Below are 13,217 nucleotides of genomic sequence, written 5' to 3' on the forward strand. Positions count from 1 at the left end.
TGATAGCTGCTGGCGCCTGCGGGTATTGCGTTGTATACGTACTTGGCTTGATTTCTAGGCGGCGCTAGCGGGCTTGCGAGCCGGGAACAGCTCCAGCGCCCAGGTGGCCAGCCCAACCAGTGCCACGCACAGGCCAGCCATGCCCAGCATGCCCATCAGTCCTTCACCGCCCAGAGGCATGCTGTACAGATACAGGCCTGCGCCAAACTTGGGCACGCCCTGCACGCCCATGAACAGTGCCCAGCGGAAGGCCCATGCCGATGCTGTCAGGCCGGCGCCCAGCACCAGGGTGTAGCCCTTGGCTGCCAGACGATGCTCGCCGCGCAGCAGGGCGATCACCACGGCTGCGCCAAACATGGCCGAGCCCAGCATGGAGATGCGCCAGACAGGGAATTCATTGAACAGGCGCACCGCCATGTCAAATGAAGGGCTCTGGCCTGCGATCCCGGCAATCCCCCAGGTCAGGGCGCTGGCAATCAGGCCGGTGGCCAGCCACAGGCCCAGATGGCGCAGCCCATGCAGGGCTGCTGCATCAGGCTGCAAGGCTCGGGGCAGAAAGCGGTAGAGCACAAAGCCCATGCCCACGGTGGCCAGCCAGCCGCTGAGTGCCAGATTGATCGGTACCCACAGCGTGTTCCACAGCGGGCGCGAGCGGATTACCATGATTTCGGCGCCCGTGTAGACCACGATGCTGAGTGTGGACAGCACCAGTACAGGCACCAGAAGGCGCATCAACCTGTGCTTGCCCAGCCACCACAGCGCGCACATCAACACGCATAGCCCGACAAACGTGGGCATGAGCACGGCACCCAGGCTCATCCACGACCAGGGTGTGAGGTGGGCATAGAAATGCCAGAAGCGCGCTGGTTGGTGCAGGTCGGCCAGTAGGGCGATAGGTGCGGCAATTGCGCTCACGGCCAGCACCAGTACGGCAGTGGGCAGCAGACGCTGGAGCAAGCCTCGGGCCGGGCCGAACGTACAGGCAGAAGTCAGCAGTGCGGCCCCCGTGGCCATGCCGACCAGAAAGAAATACTGCACGGCCCATGGCAGCCATGCCGCTTCGTAGGCTGGGGTCAGGAGTTCAATGATTTGCATGAGGGCACTCCTTTCACAGATGTTCGGCAACAAGGCGAACCGTGGCCTGACCATCGACACCGTTCACAAACTCATCGGGCAGGCCGATGTAGAAGACATGCGGCTTGGTCTTCATGCCGGGTTTGAGGACCTTGATCTCGTCCTTGTGAGCATTGATGCGCTGGTTGATTTCGCTGTGTGCGTCGTTCAGGTCGCCAATCACGCGCGCACCACCCACGCAGCTTTCCACGCAGGCGGGCAGAAGACCGGCTTCCAGGCGGTGTTCGCAGAAGGTGCATTTGTCAGCGGTCTGCGTTTCGTGATTGATGAAGCGTGCGTCGTAAGGGCAGGCCTGTACGCAATAGCCGCAGCCTACGCAGCGCTCGTTGTCGACAAGAACGATTCCGTCGGTGCGCTGAAATGTGGCTTGTACCGGGCAGACGGGCACGCAAGGCGGTTCATCGCAGTGGTTGCACAGTCGCGGCAGACTGACCATAGCGGCAGCCGTGTCGCCGGCCTGGTCGATTTCGTACTGCAGCACCGTGGTGCGGAACTGGCCGATGGGGGGCTGGTTTTCGACAGAGCAGCTCACTGTGCAGGCCTGGCATCCAATGCACTTGCGCATATCGACCAGCATGCCGAAGCGCTTGCCTTCCATGCCGGGTCGGCGTAGAGGCTGGAAGCTGGGGTCGCCAGGCAGCGCCGCGCGGGCGCTGCCCGCAACGCCGAAGCTGGCGGCCATGGCAATCAAGTCCTGCAAAAAACCGCGCTTGGTGGGCGCTGTCACTGCCTGCTGAGGTGTCCGGGCAATGGATGGGGTGCTGCAGGTGCAGGCCGAGCTGCTGGTTGAGCAGTCGGAGAGTTCTCGTTTCTGAAGTGGCATGGCCCTTCCTTTCATCGTCGCACTGGCACCAGAAAACCCCGATGCCTTAAACACAAAAGAGTATTAAATTAACATCTTTTATGTCTAATTGACTATATGAAAGTTGCAGTTTGTGTCACTTGATTTGAGTCAAGTCTTCGCTTGCCCAGGAGTTTTTTTGAATGGAAATCTCGCGGGAAGGTGACTTGCCGCCGAGCATGCAGTCACTTTATTAATGAACTGTTAAGCAATCGGTGTGTTGCCGTATGTAATCGGCTTTACTTGGTGGCAAGTGCTGGAGATCAAGCTGATGCATACATGGCGTGCCTGAGCGCAGGCTGAATTCGATCTGCTGCGCCACCGCAACGGCTGCTGCAGAAAACAGATCGGTTTGGAGCCTTGGGCGGCTTTATATGTCCTTGACACAAGGCAGTTTTGCCGCTGTCCGACAGTGCTGCAGGCCCGCGAGTTTCTTGGAGGCGGTGCGTTTTCTGTAAGATGTTCACATGCTGCAGGTTTTATGAGCGGCCGGCCCTGATGCTTGCTGTCTCGCAGCTATCTTGGTGCACTGCCAAGTGCATGCGATATTCCAATTTCGTCACATTGAAAGGATCGATATGTCACGCTCTGTTTCCGACGCCGTTTCCACCGCCCAAGACGATCTGGAAAAACTGGTCAGCGATCTGCGTGGTCTGCTGTCTGCCCGTGAACTGGACAAGCTTCCTGAAATCGGCGTGCTTCGTCAGCGCATTGACGACGGCATGGCCAACGTGCGCGAGTCTGCCGTGCGTGCGGCTCAGGACGCCGCTCGCCAGGCACGTGAAGCTGCCGATGTGGCGGATCGTTACGCTCACGACGAACCCTGGCGCGTCGCCGGTGCCGCGCTGGCAGTGGGTGCACTGCTGGGTTTCATGCTGGGTCGTCGCTAAGCATTGCTGAGCTGCAAAAGGACAAGTGCCTGTGAATTTGATTTCACTACTAGGTCTTGATTCCCTGCTGGAGCGCTGGCGTGCCAATCTGAACGAGGCCGCGATCGCGGCCGAAGATCGGGTTGATCTTGCCCAGCTTGAGTGGCAGCAGCACAAGCGCAGCATGCAAGTGCTGGCGGTGCTGGCCATTGTGCTGGGTGCACTCACCGTGGTCGTGCTCATCGTCCTGTCCATGGCTGTGCTCGTGCAGTTCTGGGACAGCGAGCATCGTCGGCTGGTGGCATGGCTGCTGGTCGGTGGCTGGGTTCTGGTCTGGGGCCTGGGGCTGTGGCGACTGCTGGCAGCTGTCAATCAACTCTCCAGTCCTTTCAGGCTCACGCGGCGCGAGCTCAAATCGGATTGGCAAGCGCTGAAGGAGAGGATTTAGCATGAGCAGGATCTCTCCCGATTCGCGATCCACAGAGCTGGAGCCCATCAAGCCCGCAGACATGGATGCTCTGCTCTGGGATGAAGCGACCGCCGAGCAAAAGCTGGTGCTGTCGCGCATTGCCAAGCAACGCGCGCGCGTCAAGGCCCGAGCCACGGCCAAGGCGCAGGCACTCGCCTTGCGCACTACGCAAACTCCGCATGTAGACGCGGAGGCTCCCTTGCCTGAGCGACTGCTGTCTTTTGTTCGCCTGCATCCACTGGCAACTGCGGCAGCGGGTGGCTTGCTCATGGTTCTGGGACCACGCAAGCTGATTCGCTGGGGTAGCGCAGCACTGCCCTGGATCCTCAAACTGCAGCAACGTACACGCGGCTGAAGGGGCATGAAAAAACAGCCCGTCAGGCTCAGGCATGACGGGCTGTTTCTTTTGGCGCGGCCAGGCCATGCGTCAAACTCAGTGCATATGAGCGATGGCCTGGGCTGCTTCGGTGACCAGGTCGGGGCCGCGATAGATCAGGCCGCTGTAGATCTGCACCACATCGGCGCCCGCGCGGATCTTGCTCACGGCGTCGGCACCGCTGAGGATGCCGCCCACGCCAATGATGGGAAAGCGGCTGCCAAGGGCTGAGCGCAGCTGGCGAATGATCTGGTTGCTGGCTTCGAGCACGGGCGCGCCGGACAGGCCGCCGGCTTCTTCGGCATGCGGCAGCCCCTTGACGGCGTCGCGGCTGATGGTGGTGTTGGTGGCAATCACGCCATCCATGCCGTGGCGCTCCAGCGTCGCCGCAATCACGCCGACTTGCTCTTCATCGAGGTCGGGAGCGATCTTCACGAACACCGGCGTGCGCTTGCCATGCTGGCTGGAAAGCTGTTCGCGGCGATTGGCGACAGCACCCAGCAGAGCATCCAGCGCTTCGTCGCTTTGCAGCGCACGCAGATTCTTGGTGTTGGGCGAGCTGATGTTGACCGTCACGTAGTCGGCATGAGGGTAAACACCGTCCAGCGCCTTGATGTAGTCGCTGGTGGCCTCTTCGATGGGGGTTGTGGCGTTCTTGCCGATGTTCAGGCCCAGCAGCATGGCGCCGCCATTGTTTCCTGCTTTTGCACGCACTTGCGAGCGACGCACATTGGCCAGGAAAGCATCCAGGCCTTCGTTGTTGAAGCCCAGACGGTTGATCAGCGCGTTCTTTTCCGGAATGCGGAACATGCGGGGCTTGGGGTTGCCGGGCTGGGGGCGGGGCGTGACGGTACCCACTTCCACAAAGCCGAACCCCATGGCGGCCAGCGCATCGATGCAGCGTGCATTCTTATCCAGGCCGGCGGCCATGCCGACGCGGTTCGGGAACTTGAGGCCCGCCAGCTCGATGGGGTCGCTGATCAGAGGGCGCGCCCAGGCTTTCTGGAGCAAGGTATTTTGACCCTTGGCCATGAAGTTCATGGTGAGGTCGTGGGCCGCTTCGGGGTCCATGCCGAAAAGAATAGGACGCGTCAGTGAGTAAGGAATAAGAGACATGGAGATAATCGCTGGATTACCTGGATTTTCCCTCATGACGACATCTGCTGCACCTCTTTCTCAAGATGAACTGAAAACTTTGGTCGGACAAGCTGCCCTGAAATATGTGGTCGCTGGTGAAATTGTGGGCGTGGGCACAGGCTCCACGGTCAACAAATTCATTGATGCACTGGCCACCATCAAGGATCAGATTCCTGGCGCCGTTTCCAGCTCCGTGGCCAGTACCGAGCGCCTGAAGGCCCTGGGCATCAAGGTATTCGATGCCAATGAAGTCACCAGCCTGGCTGTCTATATCGACGGTGCCGACGAGATCGACGGCAAGGGCCATATGGTCAAGGGCGGCGGTGCGGCGCTGACGCGCGAGAAGATTGTGGCGGCGCTGGCTCAGCGTTTTGTCTGCATTGCCGATGAATCCAAGCGCGTGCCGGTGCTGGGAAATTTTCCGCTGCCCGTGGAAGTCATTCCCATGGCAGCTGCCCAGATTGCCCGTCGCTTCGAAGCCATGGGCGCTGACGTGACGGCGCAAATTCGCATGAAGGATGGAGCGCCGCTGGTGACCGACAATGGCCAGCATATTCTGGATGTCCGCGGCCTGAAGATCGCCGAGCCGCTGGCCTTCGAGTCCGAAGTCAACCAGTGGCCAGGCGTGGTGACCGTCGGCGTGTTTGCCCATCAGAAGGCTGCGGTTTGCCTGCTGGGAACCGCGCAAGGCGTGCAGACGCTGGAATACTAAGCAGCAAGCAGCAAGCAGCAAGCAGCAAGCAGCAAGCAGCAAGCAGCAAGCAGCAAGCAGCAAGCAGCAAGCAGCAAGCAGCTGCCCGAAAGCCACCTGCTTGTGCAGGTGGCTTTTTTATGAAATTGATAGCTGCTAGCGCTTGATGGGTAAGCGTTAGAGCCTGATTTTATTGAAATTCATGAATTCTAGAAGCGCAGGCCTGCGGGGTTGTCGGGTGTGGGTGCGCCCGGGGCGGGGGCTGCGGGCGCCGTGATGCGTGCAGCGGGGCGCTCTGCAGGCTTGACCGCATCGGTCGCGGCTGGCACCGGTACGGTCAAGGGCTTGGCAGCGGGGGCTTTGTAGTTCTTCGGCAGCTGGGGCTGCTTGGGGTAGCCTGCGGCGCTCAGGTATTGGTCCCAGCTGTCGGCGCCAAAGCCCTTGAGGTGCTGGTTGCCGATGGTGGCAAAGGGCAGGTTGTCCTGTCCGCTGAGCTTGCGCAGCGCTGCAACATCGCTGCTGGTATCTATGGTGCGCTCGTTGAACGGGATTCCGCGGTTCTGCAGATGCGACCGAGCCTCGTCGCACGGGCCGCAGTCCTTGCCCGTATAGATCGTGACGGGGTAACGGTTGGCCGTCTGGCGCAAGTCGTAAGGCAGCTGCGCGTTGGCCGTAGACGCCGGGCCATCGGCGTTGCTCACGGCTTCGGCGCTGGGCTTGGCGTTGGGGCTGATGGCCCGGTCGGAATAGGTGACTCGCCCATCGGGGCCTACACTGCGATAAAGGTTCTGGGCCTGGCTGACTCCGCTCGCCAACGCGGCAAAGGCGGCTACAAGCATCGTCAGCAGCAGGGCGTTGCGTGAAGTCGGTTTCTCGGCCGAAGGCCGGGCAATGAAAGATCGTGGCATCTCAATCTTGATCAATGAAGTGCAATGAAGAGGTCTGAGGGCGCGAACGCCAATGGGCAGAGCATAGCCTGCATGAAGGTCTGTCTGCAGCCAGACTCCGGTTTGTCTTGATCTGGTCCCGGTGCGCAAGTCAGCCAGTGTCAGTCTATGCCTTCTGCTCGCAGTCGCGGGCATGAAAAAGCGCCCTGGAGGGGCGCTTTTTTGAGAGGCCGCACAAGAACTTAGGCGGCCTGGCTCATGCCTTGGTGGCGCAGCAGGGCGTCAATCTGTGGTTCGCGACCACGGAAAGCCTTGAAGGATTCCATGGCAGGGCGGCTGCCGCCGGCCTCCAGGATCGACTCGCGGTACTTGCGGCCGGTCTCGGGGTTGGGCGAGCCATCGGCCAGCATGGTTTCTTCGAAAGCCGCATAGGCGTCCGCGCTCAGCACCTCGGCCCATTTGTAGCTGTAATAACCGGCGGCATAGCCACCGGCAAAGATATGGCTGAAGGTGTGGGCCATGCGGTTGTAGGCTGGCGATTGCAGCACGGACACCTCGGCGCGCACCTGGTTCAGCAGCGCCATGAAGTCGTCTGCCGGGTTGTGCTCGGTGTGCAGCAACATGTCGAACAGCGCGAACTCGATCTGGCGCAGGGTCTGCATGCCGGACTGGAAGTTCTTGGCGGCAATCATCTTGTCGTACAGCGTGCGGGGCAGGGCCTCGCCCGTGTCCACATGGGCGGTCATGTGCTTGAGCACATCCCATTCCCAGCAAAAGTTTTCCATGAACTGGCTGGGCAGTTCGACCGCATCCCATTCCACGCCAGCAATGCCCGAGACATCGCGTTCGTTGACCTGCGTGAGCATGTGGTGCAGTCCGTGGCCGGTTTCGTGGAATAGGGTGATCACGTCATCGTGCGTGAGCAGCGCGGGCTTGCCGTCCACGCCGGACGCGAAATTGCAGACCAGATGGGCCACAGGTGTTTGCAGCTTATGGGTGTCGGGGCGCAGCCAGCGCGTGCGCACATCATCCATCCAGGCGCCGCCGCGCTTGCCCTTGCGCGCCTGAGGGTCCAGATAGAACTGGCCGACCAGCTGAGGGCCTTGTGCGGTGGAGCGCTCGATCCGGTAGAACTCCACGCAGGGGTTCCAGACCGGAGCTTCATCGCGGCGGATGGAGACTTCGAACAGGGTTTCGACAATCTTGAACAGGCCGGCCAGCACCTTGGGGGCCGGAAAGTACTGCTTGAGCTCCTGTTCGCTGAAGGAGTAGCGGGCTTCCTTGAGCTTTTCGCCGATGAAGGCCCAGTCCCAGGGCTGCGGGTCGGCAATGCCGAGTTCAGCCTTGGCAAAGGCACGCAGATCGGCTGCATCCTTTTCGGCATAGGGACGGGCACGTTTCGCCAGATCGCGCAGAAAGTCAATGACCTGCTGGGGCGAATCGGCCATCTTGGGCACGATCGAGACTTCGCCGAAGTTCCTGTAACCCAGCAACTGGGATTCTTCTAGGCGCAGCGCGAGGATTTCCTTCATCACGGCAGTGTTGTCAAAGCGTTTGCCATCGCCCTCGGCCTGATCAGAAGCTCGGGTCACATATGCCTGATAAATTTTCTCGCGCAGTGCGCTGCTCTTGGCAAACTGCATCACCGGCAGATAGCTGGGCATCTTAAGCGTCAGCTTGTAGCCTTCCTTGCCATCGGCCTCGGCGCCAGCCTTGGCCGCGGCGATCACATCGGCCGGAACGCCGTCCAGCTCGTCGAGCCTGGCGTAGTAGGCAAAGGCATCGGTGGCGTCGAGCGCGTTCTCGCTGAATTTCTGGGCCAGCTCGGCAGAGCGTGCCTGAATCTGCGCAAAGCGTTCCTTGGCAGCGCCCTGCAGTTCGGCACCGGAGAGCACAAAGCCGCGCATGGCATGGTCCCAGGCGGCGCGCTGTTCCTTGTTGAGGCTGGCCGGGTCAATGGCCTTGTACTTGGCATACAGGCGCTCATCGGCGCCCAGATTGGTCCAGAACTCGGTGACTTTTGGCAGGGCTTCGTTATAGGCTGCGCGCAACTCGGGGGTGTCGGCCACGCTGTTGAGATGGTTGATGGCCGACCAGGCGGTGCCAAGCTTTTCGGTCGCCACGTCCAGCACGGCAGAGATGGCTTCCCACTGTGCGGGGAAGTCCGGTGCAACCACGGTCTCCAGCGCCTCGCTGGCACGTGCCAGCAAAGTGTCGATGGCGGGTGCCACATCCGCAGGCTGAATGCGGTCAAACAAGGGCAGGGAGGAGGATTCGAGAAGTGGATTGCTCATGCTGTATTAGGTGCCGGCAAGGTCGGGAAAATCAAGCACTGCCACGGCAATATTTGCTATGGCAGTCATAGCGTCAGCCATTGGTCAGAAGCGCGCTGTGCTGGTTTTAAGCCAGAGACAGCAAGCAAGGGCCGCCCCGCAGCGATGCTGTCGTCCCCCTCCCGAATAGAGAGGGGGAAGGCGCGAAAGCGCCTCAGGGGGTGTCAGCGCGTAGCGCGTTCCGCAGATTCCATGGTGTTGACCAGCAGCATGGTAATCGTCATGGGGCCGACACCACCGGGCACAGGGGTGATGTAGCCGGCAACTTCCTTGACGCCGTTGAAGTCAACATCGCCGCAGAGCTTGCCTTCGGCGTTGCGGTTCATGCCCACGTCGATGACCACGGCACCGGGCTTGACCATGTCGGCGGTCAGCACGTCGACCTTGCCCACGGCCGCGACGATGATGTCGGCCTGGCGAGTCATGGCAGCCAGATCGGCGGTGCCGCTATGGGTGACGGTGACCGTGGCGTTGGCGGCCAGCAGCATCATGGCCATGGGCTTGCCCACGATGTTGGAGCGGCCGATGACCACGGCGTGCTTGCCGCGCAGATCCTTCATACCGATGGATTCGAGCATCTTCATGCAGCCATAGGGCGTGCAGGCCTTGAAGCCGACTTCGCCGACCATCAGCGCGCCGGCGCTGGCCACGTGGAAGCCATCCACATCCTTGGCTGGGGAGATGGTTTCGATGACCTTGTGGTCGTCGATGTGCTTGGGCAGGGGCAACTGCACCAGAATGCCGTGAATGCTGGGGTCGTTGTTCAGCGCTTCGACACGTGCCAGCAGTTCGGCTTCGGTCATGGAGGCATCGTACTTTTCCAGCACCGAGTGGAAGCCCACGTCTTCGCAGGCCTTGACCTTGTTGCGCACATAGACCTGGGAGGCCTGGTTGTCGCCCACCAGAACTACGGCCAGACCGGGCGTGATGCCCTTGGCCTTGAGTGCTGCCGCGCGTGTGGCGACGTCCTTGCGCAGTTGTTCGGAGAGTGCTTTGCCGTCGATGAGTTGGGCTGTCATTGCTGGAGTACCAATAAAAAATGCTGCTAGCCCTTGATGTACAAGCACTAGCAGCTATCAGAATAGGAGTTGGCTAAAGCGCGAGGCTTGGCCAGTGCTCCTAGGATTATCTCGCGATTGGAATGGCTTCCAATTTCGCGGGGAGCACTTAATTGACGGCAGCTGCCGCCTTGGCCGCAGCGCTGGTCTGGCCCTGGCCCAGTGCAATCTTGAGCAGATCGGCCACAGTGTTGGCGTTGAGCTTTTCCATGATGTTCGCGCGGTGGGCCTCCACGGTCTTGATGGAGATGCCCAGATCGTCGGCGATCTGCTTGTTCAGGCGGCCGGCGACGATGCGCTCGAGCACCTGGGCTTCGCGGCCCGTGAGCTTGGCCAGCAACGCATCGCGGCTGGCGGCCTGCTGGTGGCCGGTAAAGGCTTCGCGGGCGTGATCCAGCATGCGCTCGACCAGACCCAGCAGTTCTTCCTCGTTGAAAGGCTTCTGGATGAAGTCCAGTGCGCCTTTCTTCATGGTGTTCACAGCCATGGGCACATCACCATGACCGGTGATGAAGACGATGGGTAGAGGAGACTTGCGCTCGATCAGTCGGTCCTGCAGTTCCAGGCCGGTCATGCCGCCCATGCGGATGTCGACGATCAGGCAGGCCACTTCACGCGGGTCATAGCGCGACAAAAAGGTCTCGGCTGAGTCAAAGCAACGTACGCGGTAGTCCTTGCCTTCCAGCAGCCATTGCAGCGAATCACGGACTGCTTCGTCGTCGTCAACTACGTAAACAGTGCCTTTTTTGGGAATCAAACTCATGCAATCGTCCTCTTTATGGGTTCGCTTGTCGTGGTGAGTGTTGTCGTCTCCACACCCGTTGCCAACGGTAGCCAGAATGAGAACCGGCAACCAGTGACTTCGCTTCCATTGTAGAGGTTCTCGGCATGCATTCGGCCCTGATGTGATTCGACAATCGAGCGGCAAAGGTTCAGGCCTATGCCCATGCCTTCGCTCTTGGTGGAGAAGAAGGCTTCGAACAAGTGTTCCAACACTTCCGGCGGCAGGCCCTTGCCCGTGTCTTCCACGGTGAACTCCACCCCCGGCAGGCTTTCAAAGACCTGGGGGCGCACGCGCAATTCCACATTGCGCTGACCCAGCGGGCGGTCGGACATATCAATTGACTCAGCACTGTTTTTCATCAAATTGATGAGAACCTGCTCGATGAGGATGGCATCGGCCATTACCGGCGGCATGCGTTCGGCAATATGCGAGGTCAGCTGCACATTGCGGCGGCGCAACTCGATACCGGCCAGCTCCAGCGCCTCGCTCACCATCTCGCCTACCTGGGCCAGCATGCGATTGGGCTCGCTCTTTTTCACGAAGGAGCGGATGCGCTGAATGATCTGTCCGGCGCGCTGGGCCTGGTGTGCCGTCTTTTCCAGTGCGAACTTCATCTGCTCGGGTGTAAGCGTGCCGTTTTCGAGGCGTGTCAGCATGCCGGAGCTGTAATTGCTGATGGCGGTCAGGGGCTGGTTGAGCTCGTGGGCCACGCTGGATGCCATCTCGCCCATGGTGATGAGGCGGCTGGCGGTCTGGGCCTTTTCGGCCTGGGCCGCAGCCTGTTCCTCGGCCAGGCGGCGCTGGGTGATGTCGGTGGCAATCACCATCTGGGCCAGACGGCCGTCCACCCAGCTCAGATAGCGCGAACGGACTTCCAGCCATTTGCCAAGGCTAGGCACGAAGATCTCGGCATTCTCGCTGCGTGCGGCAGTCAGCGTATCCGTGGGCAAGCCCATGAGGCCGTCCTCGTTCTCGGCTTCGGGCTGGTGGCGAATCGGCAGTTTGCCGGCCTGGGCGACCAGCTGCAGATGCCCTTCGGTGTGCGAACCAAACCACTGGCGGTACAGCTTGTTGGCAAACAGCAGCTCGGCACTGCCAAGCGGTGCCACGGAAACGGAGGCATCCAGCGCTTCCAGCACGATGGTGAAGCGCTCGTACGAGGCAGAAAGCTGTTCGCGAATCCGGTTGGGCTCGGTAATGTCCGTCATGGACGACATCCACCCCGTATGCTGGCCATGGGCATCAATCAGCGGCGATACATACAGGCGCGCGTCGAACAGGCTGCCGTTCTTGCGCTTCACACGTACCTGGAAACCGCCAACGATGGTCTTGCCCGACAGCTCTTCGCGCAGCTGCGAATGCAGATTGTCGTAGTCGTTATCGGGCCAGTAGGAATAGGGCGGAACCTGGCCGACCAGATCCTTCTCGCTCCAGCCCGTCATCTGGCAGAAGGCCGCGTTCACATAGGTGATGCGGCCGTGCAGATCCAGTGCTCGCATGCCGGTCAACACGGAGTTTTCCATGGCACGGCGGAAGTTGGTCTCGGCCACCAGGGCCTCCTGGGCACGCTGACGGCGGCGCGTGTGGCGCCATGTGGCCAGCAGCAGCCAGGCCGTCATGGCCGACAAGGTGCCCACCAGCCAGAACAGGCCGCTGCCGACTACGCCCAGCGAGGTCTGATAGGCCTGGGCGCGCATCATCAGCGCCGTGCCCACAGGGGAGACTGGCACTTCGTATTCATTCGCAATGGCACGCCAGTGCAGCAGCTCGGTAGGCGTCTTGCGCGGTGCCAGCGGAGTGCCGGCCAGCACATGGTTGTCGGCGTCGCGCATGGTGATGGCGTAACGCGCCATCACTTCCGTGGGCGTGCCATAGCGCAGCAGACTGTCCACCGAAAATTCGGCCAGCAACTCGCCCTGGTAGCGGCTGTTGGAGCTGATGGGGACATGCAGCTGCAGCAGTGGCGGCAACTCGTTGGGCTGGGCTCTTTCTTGCACGTAAATGGGCTGCAGCATTTCGCGGGCCTGCTCATAGGCTTGCAGGGTTTCGCCCTGATGCAGGCCTTCGCCAACGGCACGCAACTGGTCTGTGGCCACTGTCGGGGCGGACTGGCTGTACAAAACCTGACGCTTGTCGTTGATCCAGGTGATGGATTGCAGCTCGGGGTACTGGCTGATCAGCGCTTCGGTGCGGCCGTCGAAGTCGGCCTTGCGCATTTCGCGGGTGCCGATGTCGCGGGCCATGCGCATCAGCTGCTCCTGGCGCTCCAGCAGTCGCAGCCGAACGCGCTGCTGGGCGTATTCCACATCGCGGCGCAGCGCCTCCTGCTCGCGATCCACTTCTTCCGTGCGCAAATACCAGAACGACGCAATGATTGCAGCCATGAACATAAGCACGGATGCCAGCGGCGCAAGAGCTGCGTAACGGTCCTGACGGGTTGGCGACAGGCTACGCCACCAGCTACGCCACCAGCGCACAGGGGATGCAACGGATTGCGCGCTTTTTGCATCCTCTTTTTCTCGTTCGTGATTGCTTGTTTGCATGCCTCCAGTGTAGGGGAGAGACCCAGTGGAATCTGCGACTATTTCTGTCGCGTAAAAGACAATCTATAGAGGCTTCACTGTATGTGCATTTGCAG

Annotated in this window: 12 protein-coding genes; 4 read left to right on the forward strand and 8 right to left on the reverse strand. The window is 60.8% G+C overall.

The window, feature by feature from the left end; genetic code table 11:
• Positions 1-54: 54 nt before the first annotated feature.
• Both nrfD and dsrO read right to left on the reverse strand, forming a co-directional pair.
• Complete coding sequence (gene nrfD, locus DFO48_RS02990; protein ID WP_114862475.1) at positions 55-1,095, reverse strand: NrfD/PsrC family molybdoenzyme membrane anchor subunit; 1,041 nt, start codon at positions 1,093-1,095, stop codon at positions 55-57.
• A gap of 13 nt (positions 1,096-1,108) precedes the next feature.
• On the reverse strand, positions 1,109-1,957 hold the full coding sequence (dsrO, locus tag DFO48_RS02995) for a sulfate reduction electron transfer complex DsrMKJOP subunit DsrO (RefSeq protein WP_114862476.1): 849 nt from the start codon (positions 1,955-1,957) through the stop codon (positions 1,109-1,111).
• 596 nt (positions 1,958-2,553) lie between these two features.
• Here dsrO and DFO48_RS03000 point away from each other — a divergent pair.
• The 3 genes from DFO48_RS03000 to DFO48_RS03010 are packed head-to-tail and all read left to right on the forward strand — an operon-like array spanning position 2,554 to position 3,668.
• Positions 2,554-2,865 carry a DUF883 domain-containing protein gene (locus DFO48_RS03000; protein WP_003079290.1) on the forward strand — a complete coding sequence of 104 codons (312 nt, stop codon included), beginning with the start codon at positions 2,554-2,556 and terminating at the stop codon, positions 2,863-2,865.
• A 25-nt stretch (positions 2,866-2,890) separates the two neighbouring features.
• Positions 2,891-3,292: a phage holin family protein gene (locus DFO48_RS03005; protein WP_080569903.1), complete on the forward strand. Its 402-nt coding sequence runs from the start codon at positions 2,891-2,893 to the stop codon at positions 3,290-3,292.
• Position 3,293: 1 nt separating this feature from the next.
• On the forward strand, positions 3,294-3,668 hold the full coding sequence (locus DFO48_RS03010; protein ID WP_003079284.1) for a hypothetical protein: 375 nt from the start codon (positions 3,294-3,296) through the stop codon (positions 3,666-3,668).
• A gap of 78 nt (positions 3,669-3,746) precedes the next feature.
• Here the strand turns inward: DFO48_RS03010 and DFO48_RS03015 are convergent, their stop codons facing one another.
• Positions 3,747-4,805, reverse strand: coding sequence for a quinone-dependent dihydroorotate dehydrogenase (locus DFO48_RS03015; RefSeq protein ID WP_003079281.1), 1,059 nt, complete (start codon positions 4,803-4,805; stop codon positions 3,747-3,749).
• Between the two features lie 34 nt (positions 4,806-4,839).
• On the opposite strand from DFO48_RS03015, the gene rpiA reads away from it, so the two are divergent.
• A complete protein-coding gene (rpiA, locus tag DFO48_RS03020) occupies positions 4,840-5,538 on the forward strand; it encodes a ribose-5-phosphate isomerase RpiA (RefSeq protein ID WP_012838302.1) in 699 nt (232 codons plus the stop codon).
• 188 nt (positions 5,539-5,726) lie between these two features.
• Here the strand turns inward: rpiA and DFO48_RS03030 are convergent, their stop codons facing one another.
• The 5 genes from DFO48_RS03030 to DFO48_RS03050 form a co-directional block, all read right to left on the reverse strand.
• Positions 5,727-6,425, reverse strand: a complete 699-nt coding sequence (locus DFO48_RS03030) for a glutaredoxin domain-containing protein (protein WP_233506285.1) — start codon at positions 6,423-6,425, stop codon at positions 5,727-5,729.
• 221 nt (positions 6,426-6,646) lie between these two features.
• Positions 6,647-8,698, reverse strand: coding sequence for a M3 family metallopeptidase (locus tag DFO48_RS03035; RefSeq protein ID WP_114862479.1), 2,052 nt, complete (start codon positions 8,696-8,698; stop codon positions 6,647-6,649).
• Positions 8,699-8,901: 203 nt separating this feature from the next.
• Positions 8,902-9,756, reverse strand: coding sequence for a bifunctional methylenetetrahydrofolate dehydrogenase/methenyltetrahydrofolate cyclohydrolase FolD (gene folD / locus DFO48_RS03040; RefSeq protein WP_114862480.1), 855 nt, complete (start codon positions 9,754-9,756; stop codon positions 8,902-8,904).
• Positions 9,757-9,904: 148 nt separating this feature from the next.
• Complete coding sequence (locus tag DFO48_RS03045; protein WP_003055354.1) at positions 9,905-10,558, reverse strand: response regulator transcription factor; 654 nt, start codon at positions 10,556-10,558, stop codon at positions 9,905-9,907.
• Positions 10,555-13,122: a PAS domain-containing sensor histidine kinase gene (locus DFO48_RS03050; protein ID WP_114862481.1), complete on the reverse strand. Its 2,568-nt coding sequence runs from the start codon at positions 13,120-13,122 to the stop codon at positions 10,555-10,557. The genes DFO48_RS03045 and DFO48_RS03050 overlap by 4 nt, the downstream gene beginning before the upstream one ends.
• Between the last annotated feature and the right edge of the window lie 95 nt (positions 13,123-13,217).

It is taken from the genome of Comamonas sp. AG1104, assembly GCF_003350425.1.
Classification (GTDB): domain Bacteria; phylum Pseudomonadota; class Gammaproteobacteria; order Burkholderiales; family Burkholderiaceae_C; genus Comamonas; species Comamonas testosteroni.